At 72.5% G+C, this 17,086-nt stretch carries 14 protein-coding genes and 1 pseudogene; 6 read left to right on the top strand and 9 right to left on the bottom strand.

Annotated features, from left to right (window positions below; translation table 11 throughout):
* Positions 1-120 precede the first annotated feature (120 nt).
* Together RLT57_RS17680 and RLT57_RS17675 are read left to right on the top strand one after the other, a co-directional pair.
* The gene (locus tag RLT57_RS17680) at positions 121-663 is read left to right on the top strand and encodes a rhomboid family intramembrane serine protease (RefSeq protein WP_311300756.1); all 543 of its coding nucleotides are present in this window, start codon (positions 121-123) and stop codon (positions 661-663) included.
* 142 nt (positions 664-805) lie between these two features.
* Positions 806-2,014: a hypothetical protein gene (locus tag RLT57_RS17675; RefSeq protein ID WP_311298363.1), complete on the top strand. Its 1,209-nt coding sequence runs from the start codon at positions 806-808 to the stop codon at positions 2,012-2,014.
* 25 nt (positions 2,015-2,039) lie between these two features.
* On the opposite strand, the gene mqnP is transcribed toward RLT57_RS17675, so the two are convergent.
* Positions 2,040-2,957 (bottom strand): menaquinone biosynthesis prenyltransferase MqnP, encoded by a 918-nt coding sequence (mqnP, locus tag RLT57_RS17670; protein ID WP_311298362.1) that lies wholly within the window; start codon positions 2,955-2,957, stop codon positions 2,040-2,042.
* Entirely contained in the window at positions 2,954-4,411 is a 1,458-nt protein-coding gene (locus RLT57_RS17665; RefSeq protein WP_311298361.1) for a menaquinone biosynthesis decarboxylase, read from the bottom strand. The genes mqnP and RLT57_RS17665 overlap by 4 nt, the downstream gene beginning before the upstream one ends.
* Before the next feature lie 125 nt (positions 4,412-4,536).
* On the opposite strand from RLT57_RS17665, the gene RLT57_RS17660 reads away from it, so the two are divergent.
* Positions 4,537-4,929: a PLD nuclease N-terminal domain-containing protein gene (locus tag RLT57_RS17660; RefSeq protein WP_311298360.1), complete on the top strand. Its 393-nt coding sequence runs from the start codon at positions 4,537-4,539 to the stop codon at positions 4,927-4,929.
* Between the two features lie 80 nt (positions 4,930-5,009).
* Here the strand turns inward: RLT57_RS17660 and ccsB are convergent, their stop codons facing one another.
* The 7 genes from ccsB to hemL all read right to left on the bottom strand — a co-directional run bounded on the left by ccsB (position 5,010) and on the right by hemL (position 13,778).
* Positions 5,010-6,104, bottom strand: a complete 1,095-nt coding sequence (gene ccsB / locus RLT57_RS17655; protein ID WP_311300755.1) for a c-type cytochrome biogenesis protein CcsB — start codon at positions 6,102-6,104, stop codon at positions 5,010-5,012.
* Positions 6,104-7,963, bottom strand: coding sequence for a cytochrome c biogenesis protein ResB (resB, locus tag RLT57_RS17650; RefSeq protein WP_311298359.1), 1,860 nt, complete (start codon positions 7,961-7,963; stop codon positions 6,104-6,106). Before resB ends, ccsB begins: the two co-directional genes overlap by 1 nt.
* Positions 7,964-7,966: 3 nt before the next feature.
* Positions 7,967-8,767 (bottom strand): cytochrome c biogenesis CcdA family protein, encoded by an 801-nt coding sequence (locus RLT57_RS17645; RefSeq protein ID WP_399128881.1) that lies wholly within the window; start codon positions 8,765-8,767, stop codon positions 7,967-7,969.
* Position 8,768: 1 nt separating this feature from the next.
* On the bottom strand, positions 8,769-9,380 hold the full coding sequence (locus RLT57_RS17640; protein ID WP_311298358.1) for a TlpA family protein disulfide reductase: 612 nt from the start codon (positions 9,378-9,380) through the stop codon (positions 8,769-8,771).
* A 221-nt stretch (positions 9,381-9,601) separates the two neighbouring features.
* Positions 9,602-10,897, bottom strand: coding sequence for a hypothetical protein (locus tag RLT57_RS17635; protein WP_311298357.1), 1,296 nt, complete (start codon positions 10,895-10,897; stop codon positions 9,602-9,604).
* Positions 10,898-11,778: 881 nt separating this feature from the next.
* Positions 11,779-12,474, bottom strand: coding sequence for a histidine phosphatase family protein (locus tag RLT57_RS17630; RefSeq protein WP_311298356.1), 696 nt, complete (start codon positions 12,472-12,474; stop codon positions 11,779-11,781).
* A complete protein-coding gene (hemL, locus tag RLT57_RS17625; protein ID WP_311300753.1) occupies positions 12,471-13,778 on the bottom strand; it encodes a glutamate-1-semialdehyde 2,1-aminomutase in 1,308 nt (435 codons plus the stop codon). Before hemL ends, RLT57_RS17630 begins: the two co-directional genes overlap by 4 nt.
* Before the next feature lie 360 nt (positions 13,779-14,138).
* Here hemL and RLT57_RS17620 point away from each other — a divergent pair.
* The 3 genes and pseudogenes from RLT57_RS17620 to RLT57_RS17610 form a co-directional block, all read left to right on the top strand.
* Positions 14,139-14,588, top strand: a pseudogene (locus RLT57_RS17620) (hypothetical protein); the annotation flags it as partial.
* Positions 14,589-14,944: 356 nt separating this feature from the next.
* Positions 14,945-15,148 (top strand): cold-shock protein, encoded by a 204-nt coding sequence (locus RLT57_RS17615; protein WP_311298355.1) that lies wholly within the window; start codon positions 14,945-14,947, stop codon positions 15,146-15,148.
* A 183-nt stretch (positions 15,149-15,331) separates the two neighbouring features.
* On the top strand, positions 15,332-17,014 hold the full coding sequence (locus RLT57_RS17610) for a DEAD/DEAH box helicase (protein WP_311298354.1): 1,683 nt from the start codon (positions 15,332-15,334) through the stop codon (positions 17,012-17,014).
* Positions 17,015-17,086 lie beyond the last annotated feature (72 nt).

The raw sequence follows: 17,086 nt of genomic DNA, 5'->3' as shown, positions 1-17,086 counted from the left end.
GTGACATACGGGACATACGGCTCGACCGGTCGGCGCGCGGCGCGGCCCCGGACGGGCCTGGCGGACACGGTGCTGGGGTCGCTGCGGGCCGGCGGCCGGGTGACCACCGCGGCGGTGCTGATGCTGTCGTGGGTGGCGCTGCTGTGGGTGCTGGAGGCGGTCGACGTGATCGCCGGGCACCGGCTGGACACCCTCGGCATCACCCCGCGCAGGAGCGGCGAGCTGCTGGACGTCGTGCCGTCCGCGTTCACCCACTTCGGGTTCGAGCACGTGGCGTCCAACAGCCTGCCCCTGCTGGTGCTGGGCTTCATCGCGGCACTGCGCGGCATAGGCCGCTTCCTGGCGGTGGCCTTCACCGTCATCGTGATCGGCGGCCTCGGAGTGTGGCTGGTGGCGCCGGCGCACACCAACACCGCGGGCGCCTCCGGGCTGATCTTCGGCCTGTTCGGCTATCTGCTGGTGCGCGGCTTCGTGGACCGGCGGGCGCTGGACATCGTGGTCGGGCTGATCGTGGGCGTCTTCTACGGCTCGATCCTGTGGGGTGTGCTGCCGAGTGCGACGGGCGTGTCCTGGCAGGGCCACCTGTTCGGGCTGATCGGCGGGGTGGCGGCGGCCTTCCTGTTCCGCGAGCGGGAGCGGGCGGTCGGCGCCGACCCGGTGTGAACCCGGGCCGGTCCGCCGTGAAATCCGGTCGGGTTCAGACAACCCTCGTCGGTAGTCTCCCGTCGTAGCCGTATCGTCATGTTTTCCCAGCGACCAGGGAGCCGTCATCGTCACCAAGCGCAAGGGCCTCACCGCCGCGGGGGTGGTGGCGCTGATCGCCGCCGGCTCCGCGGCCTGCGGGACGGCCCAGGCCAACCACCAGGGCACGGTGCGCGACGCCTTCACCGCGCTGGGCGAGCAGAAGTCGCTGACCCTCGATGTCTCCTTCGACGCCCCGGCCGACCGGATCTACGCGGTCCTGCGCGGCGAGGACGGCTTCACCAGGGACGACGCCCGGTCGCTGGCGGACCTGCGGGCCCGGTACGCGGTCAGCGCCGACCGGCCGCTCGGACGGCTCCAGGCCGGCGACAAGGACGTCTCGGTCGCCGTCGCGGTCTCCGACGACGCGGCGGGCAGAAAGAACCTGGTCGAGGTCCGGCGGATCGCGGGCACCCTGTACGTGCGGGCCGACGTCAAGGGCCTGGCGAAGGCGGACAGCACCCTCTCCGGCGGCGACGGCGGAAAGAGCGGCGGCACCGGCGGCGGCCCGAAGGACGGCGGCGGCCTCAGCGGCCTGAACCGCCTCCTGGACGGCTCCGGCCACCTGCCCGCCTCGCTCGGCGCGGTCGAGGACGCCTTCGACGGCCGGTGGATCAGCGTCGACCAGAAGCTCCTCGACACCCTCGGGATGTTCACCGGCTCCGGCGCCGCCCCCGAGCCGGACGCGCGGTCGCAGACGCGGCTGCTCGCCGCGCTGGAGAACGCGCTGGCCGGCGACGCCGTCTTCAAGGACCTCGGCAGCCGCGGCGGCACCGACCACGTCCAGGTCACCGTCCCGGCCCGGCAGCTCGCCAAGGCGCTCAAGAGCCCGCTGGCCTCGGCCCTCAAGGACGTGCCGGGCTTCTCCGGCGGGCAGCTCAAGGAGTTGGACGCCGTGCCGGACAAGGCCGTCACCGCTGACGTGGCCGTCAAGAACGGCGCCGTGTCGGCGGTCACCGTCGACGTCGCCCAGTTCGACGGCGCGGCGCACCCCGGCACCCTGCCGCTGGTCGTGACCTTCGACAGCGGCGCCGCCGCGGTCACCGCGCCGGCCGACGCCAAGGCGCTCGACCCCGCGGACCTGGCGGGCCTGTTCACCTCCGGGCTGCTGCCCGGCAGCGGCGGCACCGACGACAGCAACGACAGCAACGACAGCGCCACGGGCTCCGGGTCCGCCCCCGGCCCGGACACCGGGAGCGGCGGCGGCACCCCCGCCACCGCCGCTGAGGACGACTCCAGCACCGGCTACTTCAGCTACAGCCCGCTGCCGTAGCCGGGCCGCCGGGCGCGGCCGGGGCTCACGCCCCCAGGCCGCGCCCGATCAGGTCGCCCAGCGCGAAGACGAAGAGCGTGATGCCGATCACGCCGTTCACCGTGAAGAACGCCCGGTTGAGCCGGCTCAGGTCGTGCGGCCTGACGATCGAGTGCTCGTAGAGGAACGCGCCCGCGACGACCGCCAGGCCCACCCACCAGAACCCGCCGGCGTGCGTGGCCAGGCCGTACCAGACCAGCAGCGCGGTGGTGACCGCGTGACAGACCCGGGCGCCGTGCAGCGCGCCCGCGATGCCGAAGCGGGCCGGAACCGACTTCACGCCGTGCGCCCGGTCGGCGGCCACGTCCTGGCAGCCGAAGATCAGGTCGAAGCCGCCGATCCAGACCCCGACCGCCAGGCCCAGGATCACCGCGTCCCACGACCAGGTCCCGGTGACCGCCAGCCAGGCGCCGATCGGGCCCATCGCCTGCGCCAGGCCCAGGATCGCGTGCGGGAAGTCGGTGAAACGTTTCCCGTACGGGTAGACCACCATCGGCACCACCGCGACCGGCGCCAGCGCCAGACACAGCGGGTTGAGCAGCGCGGCGGCCCCCAGGAAGACCACCACCGCGACCAGCGCGCCGGTCCACGCCGAGCGCACCGACAGCGCCCCGGTGACGAGTTCGCGCCCGGCGGTACGGGGGTTGCGGGCGTCGATCTCCCGGTCGATGATCCGGTTGCAGGCCATCGCGAAGGTCCGCAGGCCCACCATCGCCACGGTGATCAGCAGCAGTTCGACCCAGTGCACCTGGCCGTCGTCGCGGAACATCGCGGTCAGCGCGGCGATGTACGCGAACGGCAGCGCGAACACCGAGTGCTCGATCATCACCAGCCGCAGGAACGCGCGTACCCTGCCGTCGGGCCGGGGCCCGGACTCGAAAAGGTCCGGTGTGGTGGCGCTCACAAGCCGTACTCCCTCCACCGTTTGGTCACCAGGTCGTGTGTACCGGGGTCGGAGACGACCATCTCCGGCCAGCCGCCGTCGCGGGTGTAGCCCTCCCCCGGCAGCTTACGGGTCGCGTCGATACCCGCCTTGCCGCCCCAGAACTGCTGGTAGGAGGCGTGGTCGAGGTGGTCGACCGGGCCGTCGACGACGGTCAGGTCGCGGCCGTAGTCGGTGTTGCCGAGCGCCCGCCAGGCAACCTCGTGCAGATCGTGCACGTCGCAGTCGGCGTCGACGACCACGATCAGCTTGGTCAGGGACATCATGTGGGCGCCCCAGACGGCGTGCATCGTCTTCTGCGCGTGCTTGGGGTACTTCTTGTCGATCGAGATGATCGCGCAGTTGTGGAAGCCGCCCGCCTCGGGCAGGTGGTAGTCCACGATGTCGGGCACGATGATCTTGAGCAGCGGCAGGAAGAACCGCTCGGTGGCCCGGCCCAGCGGCCCGTCCTCGGTGGGCGGCCGGCCGACCACGATCGACTGGAACACCGGGCGCCTGCGCATCGTCACGCAGTCGATGGTGAGGGCCGGGAACGGCTCCTGCGGGGTGTAGAAGCCGGTGTGGTCGCCGAACGGCCCCTCCGGCAGGGTCCGGCCGGGCTCCAGCCAGCCCTCGAGCACCACCTCGGCGGCGGCCGGCACCTGGAGCGGCACGGTTTTGCAGTCCACCGTCTCCACCCGCCGGCCCTGCACGAAGCCGGCGAACAGGTACTCGTCGATGTCGCCGGGCAGCGGCGCGGTGGCGGCGTACGTCACCGCGGGCGGGCAGCCGAAGGCGATGGCGACCGGCAGCCGCTCGCCGCGCCGCTGGGCCACCTGGTAGTGGTTACGGCTGTCCTTGTGGATCTGCCAGTGCATGCCGACGGTGGTGCGGTCGTGCCGCTGGAGCCGGTAGAGGCCGAGGTTGCGGACGCCGCTTTCCGGGTCCTTGGTGTGGGTCAGGCCGAGGTTGAAGAAGGACCCGCCGTCCTGCGGCCAGGTGAAGAGGGCCGGCAGCCGGTCCAGGTCCACGTCGTCGCCGGTGAGCACCACCTCCTGCACGGGCGCGTCGGCGGACCTGACCTTCTTCGGCGGCACGTGCGTCATCCCGGCGAGCTTGCCGAAGGCCTCCCGGACCCCGACGAAGCCGTGCGGCAGTTCGGGCTTGAGCAGGCCGGCGATCTTGTCGCCGATGTCGGTGTACGCCGACAGGCCGAGCGCCTTGAGCAGCCGGCGGTCGGTGCCGTAGACGTTCATGGCCAGCGGGGCGAGCGAGCCGCGCACGTTCTCGAAGAGCAGCGCGGGCCCGCCGGCCTTGTTGACGCGGTCGGTGATCTCGCCGACCTCCAGATACGGGTCCACCTCGACGCCGATCCGCCGCAGGTCGCCGTCCTTCTCCAAAGCCCGCAGGAACGAGCGGAGGTCGTCGTAAGCCATGCGCCCAGTCTTCCACCCCGTGGTCGCCGATCCCGCCCGCGGGGCCCGCCGCCGGGCGGCGCTGGCTAACCTGGCCGGGTCAAGGGTTGACGAACGTGGGGGACGTGAGGAGACGTGGGGGCCCGATGATGCACTATCTGCCGTACGTGCTGCTGATCACGCTGTGGATCTACGCCTTCGTGGACTGCCTGGGCACACCCGAGCAGGAGGTGCGGGGACTGCCGAAGGTGCTGTGGGTGCTGGTCATCCTGTTCTTCGGCGAGATCCTGGTCGGGCCGCTGGCCTGGCTGATGGTCGGCAAGCGGCGCACGGCGGCCTCCTATCCGCGCTCCGCGTACGGGCAGGCCGGCCGGAGCGGACCGCGTACCGAACCGGTCCGGGACCGGAGCGAGCCCGAACAGCCGGAGCGGGGGCGCACGTTCGTCGCCCCCGACGACAACCCGGAGTTCCTGCGGTCGCTCAGCGAGCTGATCCGGCAGAAGCGGGAGGACGGCACGTCGCCGTCCGATGGCGAGTAGCCCCCGGGGTAGGCCGGGCCCCGGGGGCCGGGGCATCAGACGCCCCGGGGCCGGCCGCCGGCCGGTCCCGGGCCCGCGGCTCAGACCCCGGCGTACGAGTGCTTGCCGGTGACGAAGATGTTCACGCCGTAGTAGTTGAACAGGAAGCACCCGAAGGCGATCAGCGCCAGGTACGCGGCCTTGCGGCCCTTCCAGCCGGCGGTGGCGCGGGCGTGCAGGTAGCCGGCGTACGCGACCCAGGTGATGAACGACCAGGTCTCCTTCGGGTCCCATTCCCAGTAGTGGCCCCACGCCGCCTGCGCCCAGATCGCGCCGGCGATGATGGTGAACGTCCACAGCGGGAAGACCAGCGCGTTCATCCGGTAGGCGAACTTGTCCAGGCTCGCGGCGGCCGGCAGCCGGCGCATGACGTCGCCCCAGCGGTTGTCCTGCGCCCGGCCGGCGGCCAGCGCCAGCTCGTAGTGGTCGCGGAACAGGTACAGCAGGGTGCCGACGGCGGCCAGGTAGAAGACGGCGCCGGAGATGATCGCGCAGGAGACGTGGATCCACAGCCAGTACGAGTGCAGCGCGGGCACCAGCTGCTCGCTGGAGGTGTAGAGCACCGACAGGGCCAGGCCCAGGTCCAGCAGCACCGTGGTGGTGAGGAACAGTCCGATCCAGCGGACGTTCTTCCCCAGCGCGAGCAGCAGCAGGTACGCGCCCACGGCGACCATGCCGAAGGTGGTGGAGAACTCGTACATGTTGCCCCAGGGGGCGCGCTGCACCGAGGCGGCCCGGAAGGCGACGCCGCCGACGTGCAGCAGCCAGGCCAGCACGGTGAAGGAGATCGCGATCCGCCCGTACAGGTCGCCCTTCTCGCTGCCGCCGGCCGCGCCGGGGCCGTCCGTGATGCCCCGGTCGCTGGCCGAGGAGCGGGTGACGACCTTGGGACGCTCGATCGTGGTGGTGCCGCCGTCGCGCCGGGTGACCCGCACGGTGGCCGGCGGCACGGCCGCGGCCACGGCGGCGGCCTGCGCGGTGAGGGCGGCGGACTGCACGGCGACCTTGCTGCGCCCGCCGAAGACCCACTCCGCCAGGTGCGCGAGGAAGGCCAGCGCGTAGACGAACATCGCCGAGCGGATGAGGTAGTTGCTGTAGTTCGCGAAGTTCTCGTTGACCGCGGCAGCGAGGTTCATCACGCGCGGGCTCCTTCGTCGTCTGTCTGGTGCGCGGGTGGTTCGGGGTCTGCGGCTTCGGTGTCGCCGCCGGCTTCGTGGTCCTCGGCGTCCTCGGCGTCCTCGGCGTCCTCGGTGTCCTCCGCGCGTCCTCCGGCGTACGCGGGGGCCGCCGGGGCGTCGGCGGGCCCGGCGAGCGTATCCGCCGCGGGCGGCGGGTCCGCCAGCACGGGGGCGTCCGGCAGGAGTTGCAGGGCGAGGTCGCCCAGCTCGTCGGCGATCCGGGCGGACTCGCTGCGGCCGAGGCCGCCGAGCTCCACCAGGGTGGCGCCGTCGGGGCCGGGGGCGGCCCTGACCCAGATCCGGCGGCGCTGCACGAACAGCGAGCCCATCAGGCCGAGGATCGCGCAGACCCCGCTGACCAGGGCCAGCACGTCGCCCGACTGGTGGGACACGGTGAAGCTGGCCCAGGGCTTGACGCCGTCGAAGGTCAGCGAGCCGCCGCCGGGCAGCCGCATGGTCTTGCCCACGGTGAGCAGCCCGGACAGCGGCTGGCCGTCGCCGGTGCGGTACTGCGTGAGGTTGCGGGTCTCCAGCTGGTAGACGTTCTGCGGGATGCCGGAGTTCAGGCCGAGGTCGCCGTGGTAGGCGTTGAGGATCAGCGCCGGGGCGACCAGCGTCGGGAACGCCGAGTGCGGACCCTGCACGTTGTCGATGGCGTAGGACGGGGTGAAGATGCCCTGGAAGCCGAGCCCGTCGGGCCTGCCGTCCTTGCCGATCGCGTCCGGCGCCTTGATCACCCCGGTGGAGGTCAGGTTGGTGTCCTGCGGCAGGAACGGCACCGGGCCCTGGTACGTGACGCTGCCGCGGCCGTCCTTGACGGTGACCACCGGCGCGTAGCCGTGCGCGATCAGGTAGATCTTCTCGCCGCCGATCTCCAGCGGGTGGTTGACCGAGATGGCGCCCTTCACGGGCTTGCCGTCGGCGCCGTTCCAGTAGTGGATGTTCGCCCGGAACATCAGCGCGGTGCCCTTCTCCGGGCCGGAGGTGGCGTACTCGGCGTCGAAGCTGTCCAGCGAGAAGCCGAACGGCTGGAGGTCGTCGGCACCGTAGAGCGTGCCGCCGCTGAAGTCGTCGTACTGGGTGAGGTTGTTGCTGAAGCCGTCGCCCTCGACGATCAGTTTGCCGCCCTCGGCCTTCTCCAGCGAGGTCAGCGCGAAGCCGATCAGCAGGCCGAACAGCGCGACGTGGAAGATCAGGTTGCCGGTCTCGCGCAGATATCCCTTCTCCGCCGCCACCGAGGTGCCGGTGACAGCGGTACGGAACCGGCGGCCGCGCAGCGCGCCGCGGGCCGCCTCGGCGACCTGCTCCGGCGTCGCGTCGGTCCGCCAGGTGCTGTACGCCGGCAGCCGGGTCAGGTGCCGCGGGGCGGCCGGCGGCCTGGCGCGCAGCTGCCCGACGAACTGCCAGCTGCGCGGCACGATGCAGCCGGCCAGCGAGACGAACAGCAGGATGTAGATCGCGGAGAACCACGGCGAGCTGTAGACGTGGAACAGGCCCAGCCGGTCGTACAGCGGGCTGACGTCGGGGTGCGCCTTCCGGAAGGCGTCGACCTTGAGCATGTCGGAACGCTGCGGGATCAGCGAGCCGGGGATCGCCGCCAGCGACAGCAGGAAGAGCAGGATCAGCGCGACCCGCATCGAGGTCAGCTGCCGCCACGTCCAGCGCAGCCAGCCCAGCACGCCGAGCGCCGGCCCGTGCAGGCTGTCCGCCGGCTGGGTGCTCAGCTGGGCGCCGGCCGCGCCGAGACCGTCCTCGGCGCGGTCCTGCTCCGGCGCGTCGGTCCGGGCGCCGCCGTCCGGCGTATGCGTGATGCTCATGGGTCAGATCCCTGGGGTGAAGCTGCTCGACCAGATCTGCATCTGGTAAGTGATGTGGTCCCACACGCCGGTGACGAGCAGCACGCCGACGGCGACGAGCATGCCACCGCCGATCCGGACGACCCACGCGTAGTGGCGTTTGACCCACGTGAAGGCGCCCAGCGTACGGCGGAAGGCGACGGCCGCCACGATGAAGGGGATGCCGAGGCCGAAGCAGTAGAAGACCATCAGCAGCGCGCCGCGCCCGGCGCTGGCGTCGCTCAGCGCCAGCGACTGCACCGCGCCGAGGGTCGGACCCACGCAGGGCGCCCAGCCGAGGCCGAACAGCACGCCCAGCAGCGGCGCGCCCGCCAGCCCCATGGACGGCCGGGAGTGGAAGCGGAACTCCCGCTGGGTGATGCCGCCGACCAGGCCCATGAAGGCCAGGCCGAGCACGATGGTGAGCGCGCCGAAGATCCTCGTCAGCGTCTGCCGGTACTCCTGGAGTTCCCAGCCGAAGTTGCCGAACAGGGCCCCGGTGGACACGAACACGGCGCTGAAGCCGACCACGAACAGGGACGCGCCGGCCACCATCCGGCCGCGCCTGGCGTCGCCGAGGTCGGTACCGGTGACGCCGGTCACGTAGGAGAGGTAGCCGGGCACCAGCGGCAGCACGCAGGGCGAGAAGAAGGAGATCAGCCCGGCGAACACGGCGATCGGGATGGCGGCCAGCAGCGCCCCGGTGAGCACGGTCTGGCTGGGGTCCGCCGCGAGGACGGACCCGGTGGAGTCGGCCGCCAGGGCGGCCAGCGCGCCGGCTGCCACGTCACCGCTCCGCGGCGACGGGGTCGACGATCCGGTGCAGCTCGTCCTCGCTGAGCGCCTTCAGCGCGCGTACCGCGACCCGGCCCTGGCGGTCGACGACCAGCGTCGCCGGCAGGCTCTGCGGGTTGAGGCTGCCCTTGGGGAAGCGCAGGATCAGCTTGCCGTAGGGGTCGAACAGGCTCGGATACGGGATGTGGAACGTCGTGTCGAACCGGGCGGCGTTGGACACGTCCAGGTCACGGGTGTTGATGCCGAGGAACTGCACGCCCTTGGCCTGGTCCGCGGCGGCGACCGCGGCGAGGTTGGGGGCCTCGGCGCGGCAGGGCGCGCACCAGGAGCCCCAGATGTTGATCACCACGACCTTGCCCTTGTACGCGGCCAGGCTGTCCTGTCCGCCGGCCACCGTCCGGCCGGACAGCGCGGGGGCGGGCTTGCGGTCGGCGGGCTTGACGATGGTGATCTGGCCGTTGCCGCCGACGAAGTTGGAGCTGCCGTCGGAGGATCCGGACGAGCCGGCGGAGCAGGCGGCGACTGCCAGCGCCGTCACCACGGCTCCGGCCAGTGCCGCGGCACTGCGGAGCGGGCGGCGTCGGAGGGCGCGCGGAGGACTCATGTGAAAAGTTTCGCATGGGCCTTCGGGCGCCCTCGCCCGACCCCCGACGCGGACCCCAAAAGCGGCAATCGCCCCAAGTAAGGATCAGGCGGCGGCACGGCGGCGCGCGGCACACGGACTGCCTCGGGAAGGGCGGTCGGGCCGCGGGTCTGCTGGCCGGCGCGGCCGGCGGGGCGGGGTCGGGACGGGCGGGGTGGTTCGGGGGCGGCTCGGGCGATGGCTCAGGTGGTGGACAGCGGGGGCTGCCGCGGGGTGCTGCCGGCGAACTCCGGGGCCAGGAACTCGCTCCAGCCGCCGGGCGGCCGCTCGCCCACCTCCAGCTGGCGCAGCCGGTCCAGCACCGCCGGGTCCTGGGCGTCCAGCCAGTCCACGAACTGCCGGAAGGACACCATCCGGACGTCCTTCTCGCCGAGGGCCGCGATGTGCTTGAACGCTTCTTCCACCGCGTCCATGTAGATCCCGCCGTTCCACTCCTCGAAGTGGTTGCCGATGAAGAAGGGCGCGCGGTTGGTCTCGTAGGCGCGCTGGAAGCCGGCGATGTACGAGGCGGTGGCCTGGCTGCGCCAGCCCGGGTAGTTGCGCGGGTCGGACCGGGTCGCGTTGTGCGACTGGTTGGCCAGCATGTTGTAGTCCATCGACAGCACCTCGAAGCGGTGGCCGGGGAACGGGATGAGCTGGAGCGGCAGGTCCCACACGCCGCCGCGCTTGACCGGCCAGGTCTGGTTGCCGCCCGGGGAGCTGGCGTCGTACCGCCAGCCGAGGGCCCTGGCGGTGGGCAGCAGGTTGTCCTGGCCGAGCAGGCAGGGGGTGCGCCCGCCGACCAGCTCGGTCTCGTAGTCGAAGGGCAGCGGGTCCTGGTCGTGCCAGCCGGTGCTGGTCTTCCAGGAGGTGACGAAAGCTTTCGCCTGGTCGATCTCGCTCTTCCAGTCGGCGGGCGTCCAGCGGCCCACGCTGCCGCTGCCGGCGCAGAAGTGGCCGTTGAAGTGGGTGCCGATCTCGTGACCCTCCCGCCAGGCCAACCGGACGTTGTCCAGGGTCATCCGCAGGTGCTCGTCGGTGAGGTAGCCGATGTCGCTGGCGCCCGGGGTGTTGTTCGGCGGGGCGTAGGCGAGCTTCCGGCCCTCCGGCAGCAAGTAGAGGCCGGACAGGAAGAACGTCATACGGGCGCCGTGGTCGGCCGCGAGTTTGCGGAAGCGGGAGAAGAGGCCGTTGCCGACCTCGCCGGCGCCGTCCCAGGAGAAGATCACGAACTGCGGTGGCGTCTGGCCGGGCTCCAGCCGGTCGACGGCCGGCTGGTTCGGCTGGGCGCCGGTGTGGGCGGTGGAGCCGTCCCCGATGAGCGTGACCGCCGGGGCGGCGGCGTGGCTGCCGCTGGCCCCGGACTTCTCCCCCGTCCTCGTCACCACCGGCGCGGGCCCCGCCGTGCCGCCGTCCGCCGTCCCGCACCCCGCCACGGCGGCACCCGCCGCGGCCCCGGCGGCAGTGGTCAGCAGGGTCCTGCGGCTCAAGGCACTCATCTGTGATCCCGTCTTCTGGCGTCCCCGGAACTCCACGTTCTGAGACGAGCGGCCCCGCCGAAAAAGGCAGCCACCCACCCTGACGTTCACACGTTCCTCACACGCCGCCCCCGCACGGCTCTTTTCCCCCTTTCCCGCCCGAACGGCCCCCCTTTTTTGCCGCCCATCCCCCTTTTTGCCGCCGCTCCCCCTTTTTTGCCGCCGCTCCCCCTTTTTTGCCGCCGCTTCGCCTCCGGGCGCTTCGATCCGGTGCCGACGGTCGACCGTGCTCACTCGCTCGTACCTCGCTCACTGCGCGCGCTCTCCCTTTCGACACCGGCGCGCCCTTCGGCTCACCGGCTACCCGGCCGGACGTCGGGCGTCAGGCGGACCCAGCGGCGGACCCTACGGCGCCAGGCGGACGCAGGGGCGGGCCGTCGGGCGTGTGGTGCCCCAAGGTGGGTGCCGTACGGCGTCAGGTGGACCCAGCGGCGGACCGTACGGCGCCGTGTGGGCAGCCCAGCCCCCGGGAGCTCGGCCCCCTTGGGGGCCCTGACGCCCGACGGCACCCCCGTGAAGCACCCTCACCCCGCCGGGCACCCACCCCAGGGCACCCTCACGCCCGTGGGCACCCATCCCACGGCACCGCTACCCCCGACGGCACCCCACTGGGGCACCCTCACGCCCGACGGCACCCACAAGAGGACACCTCACCCCCACCGGGCACCCCTCCCACAGCGCCCCAACCCCACCGGGCACCCCCCGGGCCACCCCCGCCCGACGGCCTCCCTGGGCGCCCCAACCCCACCGGGCACCCCCCGGGCCACCCCCGCCCGACGGCCTCCCTGGGCGCCCCAACCCCACCGGGCGCCCAGCGGGGCATCCTCAGGGCGGCAAAAAAACTACGCGCCGAAAGCCTTCGGGCCGCCCCGGCGGGGTTTCGCGCCGGCGCGGAGGTGGGGGGGGACGAGGTCGATCGCGGGCTCGCTGTAGGCGATGGAGACGATCTTGTCGCCCTCGTAGGTGAAGGAGGTGAGGCTCGCCAGGGTGCACTGCCGCTTGCGGGGGTCGTGCCACAGGCGCCGGTGCTCCGCGAACGACCGCAGCACCCAGATCGGCAGCTGATGGCTCACGCACACCGCCTCGTGGCCCCGCGCGGCGTCCCGCGCCGCGTCCACCGCCTCCATCATGCGTACCACCTGCTCGACGTACGGCTCCCCCCAGCTCGGCCGGAAGGGGTTCACCAGGTACTTCCAGTTCGCCGGGTTGCGCAGCGCCCCGTCGCCGACCCCGAAGGTCTTCCCCTGGAAGGTGTTCTCCGCCTCGATCAGCCGCGCGTCGGTGGCGAGCTCCAGGCCGTGCGACGCCGCGATCGGCGACGCCGTCTCCTGCGCGCGCTCCAGCGGTGACGCGACCACGTGCCGGATGTCCCGCCCGGCCAGGTGCGCGGCGACCCGCTCGGCCATCTCCCGCCCGAGCTCGGACAGGTGGAAGCCGGGGGTGCGCCCGTACAGCACCCCGCCGGGGTTGTGCACCTCGCCGTGCCGCATCACGTGCACGACGGTCAGCTCCGTGCCGTCGAACGTCTTGTCGCTCATGCCCGCGCCTCCGCCGCCGCCCGTGCGGCGGCCGGCAGCGCCGCGGCGATCCGCGCCACGGCCCGTTCGTCGTGCGCGGTGGACACGAACCAGGACTCGAAGGCCGACGGCGGCAGATAGACGCCCTGCGCCAGCATCGCGTGGAAGAAGCCGGTGAACCGGTACGCCTCCTGCTTCCTGGCGTCGTCGAAGTCCCGCACCTCCTGGTCGGTGAAGAAGACCGAGAACATGTTCCCCGCCACCTGCACCCGGTGCGCGACCCCCTCCTTGGTGAGCGCCTCCGTCACCAGCCCCCTGATCTCCGCGGACACCGCGTCCACCGCGGCGTACGCGGCCGCGTCCAGCAGCCGCAGCTGGGCGAGCCCGGCGGCGGTGGCGACGGGGTTGCCGGACAGCGTGCCCGCCTGGTAGACGGGCCCGGCGGGGGCGAGCAGCGCCATCACCTCGGCCCGCCCGCCGAACGCGGCGGCCGGGAAGCCGCCGCCCATCACCTTGCCGAAGGTCATCAGGTCCGGCCGCACCCCGTCGATGCCGTACCAGCCGGCCGGGCCGACCCGGAAGCCGGTCATCACCTCGTCGGAGACCAGCAGCGCGCCGTTGTCCGTGCACAGCTGCCGCAGCCCCGCGTTGAAGCCCTCGCCCGGCGGGACCACGCCCATGTTGCCCGGTGACGCCTCGGTGATCACGCAGGCGATCTCGCCGGGGTGCGCGGCGAACGCCCGCCGTACCGCGTCCAGGTCGTTGTACGGCAGCACGATCGTGTCGCCGGCCTGTGCGCCCGTCACCCCGGGGGTGTCCGGCAATCCGAACGTGGCCACCCCGGAGCCCGCGGCCACCAGCAGCGCGTCGACGTGGCCGTGGTAACACCCGGCGAACTTGACCACTTTGGCCCGGCCGGTGAAACCGCGGGCGAGCCGGATCGCGGACATGGTGGCCTCGGTCCCGGAGGACACCAGCCGTACCTGCTCCAGCGGCTCCACCCGGGCCACCATCGCCTCGGCCAGGGCCACTTCGCCCTCGCCCGGGGTGCCGAAGGAGGTGCCGCGGGCGACCGCCGCCTGTACCGCCGCGATCACCTCGGGGTGTGCGTGGCCGAGGATCATCGGGCCCCAGGAGCAGACGAGGTCGACGTACTCGCGGCCGTCGGCGTCGGTCAGGTACGGCCCGCTGCCGGACACCATGAACCGGGGGGTGCCGCCCACCGCGCGGAACGCCCGTACCGGTGAGTTCACCCCTCCTGGTGTCACGACCGCCGCCCGGTCGAAGAGTTCCTGGGACACTGGTGCTTCGTACGCATAGTTCACGGCACTGCTCACGGGATCGCTCACAGGCACATGCTCTCAAACCCCGGGCGCTGCGCCGTAACGTCTCGACCCGGCATCTGAGACGATGATCGGGTTGCATGGTTGGGTCAGCGGATGGTCGGGTAGTGGAATGCAGCAGCGTGGTGGCGAACCGGGTGGGAGTCCGGGCGCTCGCGATCCCGGGCACGCCCGTACCACCGGCGGACGCCGCACTCCGTACGATCCCGCAGCACACCGGAACACCGCACCGCAGAAGTACGCGATCAAGAACACCACAAGCACCATGGACCTCGCGCGCAGCGCGCACACCGCAGACCAGAGCACCGCAGACCAGTACGCCGATCGACCGCAGAGGGCAGGAGCAGGGGTGGCCGAGTGGGGGTGACCTACAAGTACTTCGGTGCGCCCGACGGGGCCACCGCGGCACGAGTCCCGATCTCCATGCGGCCCGAGGAGCTCGGCGGCGACGAACTCGGCCAGGGCATGTACACCAAGGTCAAGCCGGAGACCATGGCGGCGATGGTGCTGACCGGCATCGAGGGCATCGCGCCCTCCAAGGTCCCGCCGCTCGAACTGGTCGTACTGCACCCCGACTACGCGGTGGTCCGGCTGCCCGCGTCAGTGGTCGAGCCGCTGCGCACCGCCGACGAGGAGTCCCTCGGCGCCGCGGCGTTCATCTGGTCCACCGTGCCGGACCGGCGCGGCCCGCGGGACGCCTTCGTGATCTACCGGATGCTGCACGAGTGGCAGGACTTCGCCCGCCGCTGCGAGGAGTCCGGGCACCAGCTCTACTGTCTGGTGTGGCCGTAACGGGCATCCGGCCGGCCGCCGCGCGCCGGCACTCCACCGCGTTCGCCCGGTTCACCACCGGTTGCGGCCGGTTGTCGGCGTCTGTCGCCGTCTGCCGCCGTCTGCCGCGATCTGTGTCCGGCGGATCCCCGCAATGTCGAGGACACGCAGCCGGCCGGCCGTCGGCCGGCACCACGGGGCCGTGTGCTAAACTTGCCCGAGTTGCAGTTTTGGTACCCATGAACTCTGTGTGCGCCTGACGGGATGTGACCCTCGGGCGCATTTTTGTTTTCCGGCCTCCAGATGGGCGCAAGGCAGCGACACCGGCTCCGTGCGGTGCGGGTCCGGATACTGCCCCTGTCAAAGAGGAGTCATTTATGGCAAGCGGAACCGTGAAGTGGTTCAACTCGGAAAAGGGCTTCGGCTTCATCGAGCAGGACGGCGGCGGCGCCGACGTCTTCGCCCACTACTCGAACATCGCCACCCAGGGCTACCGTGAGCTCCAGGAAGGCCAGAAGGTGACTTTCGACGTCACGCAGGGCCAGAAGGGCCCGCAGGCGGAGAACATCGTTCCCTCCTGACCCCTGGGGACAGCACCACACGCTGGGACCCCGCACTTTCGGGCGCGGGGCCCGGCTTTTCTGTTGTTCGCCATGAATTGGCTGCCAATTCATCCGTCTACTCGGCTCGTTCTGCGATTCTCCGCCCCCACTGCACCTTGCGGAGTCTTTCCTGGCACGCGCCGCCTCAAAGGAAGACTCCATATGAACGGCAAAGGCCGTCGTACCTCGTCACGTCAGTTCACCCGCACGTCCTCCGCTCCTTCGTCCGCCGGCTCGTCGGCACCGCGCCGCGGCACGCCCTCCCGGGGCGGGCGGCCCGCCGCTCCGCAGGGTGAGTTCGCGCTGCCGGTGAGCACCACGCCGCCGCTGCCCGCGGTCGAGTCCTTCGCCGACCTGGACATGCCCGCGCCGCTGCTGGCCGAGCTGACCCGGCAGGGCGTCACCGTGCCGTTCCCGATCCAGGGCGCGACGCTGCCGAACTCGCTGGCCGGCCGGGACGTGCTCGGCCGCGGCCGGACCGGCTCCGGCAAGACGCTCGCCTTCGGTCTGGCCCTGCTGGCCCGTACCGCCGGGCAGCGCGCCGAGCCCCGGCAGCCGCTGGCGCTGGTGCTGGTCCCGACCAGGGAACTGGCCCAGCAGGTCACCGACGCCCTGACGCCGTACGCCCGGCCGCTGCGGCTGCGGCTGACCACGGTCGTCGGCGGCATGTCGATCGGCCGGCAGGCCGGCGCCCTGCGGGAAGGCGTCGAGGTCGTCGTCGCCACCCCCGGCCGACTGCGGGACCTGGTGGAGCGCGGCGACTGCCGGCTGGACCAGGTGCGCGTCACGGTGCTGGACGAGGCCGACCAGATGGCCGACATGGGCTTCATGCCGCAGGTCACGGCGGTGCTCAAGCAGGTGCTTCCGGGCGGCCAGCGGATGCTGTTCTCGGCGACCTTGGACCGCAACGTCGACAAGCTGGTCCGCCAGTTCCTCAGCGACCCGGTGGTCCACTCGGTCGACCCGTCGGCCGGCACCATCACCACCATGGAGCACCACGTGCTCCAGGTGGCCGGCGACGACAAGCGCGCCGCCACGATCCGGATCGCCGCCCGTGACGGCCGGGTGATCCTCTTCATGGACAGCAAGCGCGCCGTGGACCGGCTCACCCGCGACCTGCTGGCCGGCGGGGTACGGGCGGCGGCGCTGCACGGCGGCAAGTCCCAGCCGCAGCGCAACCGGACCCTGGCCCAGTTCAAGAGCGGCGACGTGACGGCGCTGGTGGCCACCAACGTGGCCGCGCGCGGCATCCACATCGACGACCTCGACCTGGTGGTCAACGTCGACCCGCCCGCCGACCACAAGGACTACCTGCACCGCGGCGGCCGTACCGCGCGAGCCGGCGCCTCCGGCAGCGTCGTCACCCTGGTGCTGCCCGAGCAGCGGCGCGACATGGACCGGCTGATGCGCGACGCCGGGATCGCGCCGCGGACCGCCCAGGTGCACTCCGCCGACGCCGAACTGGCCCGGATCACCGGCGCCCGGGTGCCGTCCGGAGTGCCGGTGACCATCGCGGTGCCGGCGCCCGCCGCCGTGCACCCCAGCGGTGGCTCGGCGGCCGGCCGCAGCAGGCGCGGCCGGCGGCGCACCGGCGCGGCGGCCGCGGGCTCGGGCGGCTCCCCCCGCACGCAGGGCTCGACGGCCGGTACGGCCACCGGCGGGGCGCGCAACGGCTCCGGCGCGGCCCGTACCGGGAACGGCTCGGGCGCCGGGCGGGGCGGTAACGGTTCCGCGGGCGGCCGTGGCGGCGGCGCCGCGGGCACCGGCCGGACCGGGAACGGCGCGGCGGGCGGCCGGAGCGGCGCCCGCGCCGACCGGGCGCCGTACCGGCGCAACGCCGCGTAGCGGCGCAGCCCCTCGCCGTACAGCGGGGCGGGCGGGGCCGAGGGTCCGTCCGGCCCCGCCCGCCCCGCTGTA

The organism is Streptomyces sp. ITFR-21 (assembly GCF_031844685.1).
GTDB lineage: Bacteria > Actinomycetota > Actinomycetes > Streptomycetales > Streptomycetaceae > Actinacidiphila.
Note: the sequence above shows the minus strand (reverse complement) of the source record. Positions and strands in the feature narration are given on the sequence as shown.

What these genes read in the sequence shown, in the direction of transcription:
- RLT57_RS17610 (WP_311298354.1), top strand. Translation starts at nt 15,332, where the DNA reads ATGAACGGCAAAGGCCGTCGTACCTCGTCACGTCAGTTCACCCGCACG.
- RLT57_RS17665 (WP_311298361.1), bottom strand. Translation starts at nt 4,411, where the DNA reads ATGGCTTACGACGACCTCCGCTCGTTCCTGCGGGCTTTGGAGAAGGAC.
- RLT57_RS17630 (WP_311298356.1), bottom strand. Translation starts at nt 12,474, where the DNA reads ATGAGCGACAAGACGTTCGACGGCACGGAGCTGACCGTCGTGCACGTG.
- RLT57_RS17615 (WP_311298355.1), top strand. Translation starts at nt 14,945, where the DNA reads ATGGCAAGCGGAACCGTGAAGTGGTTCAACTCGGAAAAGGGCTTCGGC.
- RLT57_RS17635 (WP_311298357.1), bottom strand. Translation starts at nt 10,897, where the DNA reads ATGAGTGCCTTGAGCCGCAGGACCCTGCTGACCACTGCCGCCGGGGCC.
- ccsB (WP_311300755.1), bottom strand. Translation starts at nt 6,104, where the DNA reads ATGAACCTCGCTGCCGCGGTCAACGAGAACTTCGCGAACTACAGCAAC.
- RLT57_RS17680 (WP_311300756.1), top strand. Translation starts at nt 121, where the DNA reads ATGCTGTCGTGGGTGGCGCTGCTGTGGGTGCTGGAGGCGGTCGACGTG.
- RLT57_RS17640 (WP_311298358.1), bottom strand. Translation starts at nt 9,380, where the DNA reads ATGAGTCCTCCGCGCGCCCTCCGACGCCGCCCGCTCCGCAGTGCCGCG.
- RLT57_RS17660 (WP_311298360.1), top strand. Translation starts at nt 4,537, where the DNA reads ATGATGCACTATCTGCCGTACGTGCTGCTGATCACGCTGTGGATCTAC.
- resB (WP_311298359.1), bottom strand. Translation starts at nt 7,963, where the DNA reads ATGAGCATCACGCATACGCCGGACGGCGGCGCCCGGACCGACGCGCCG.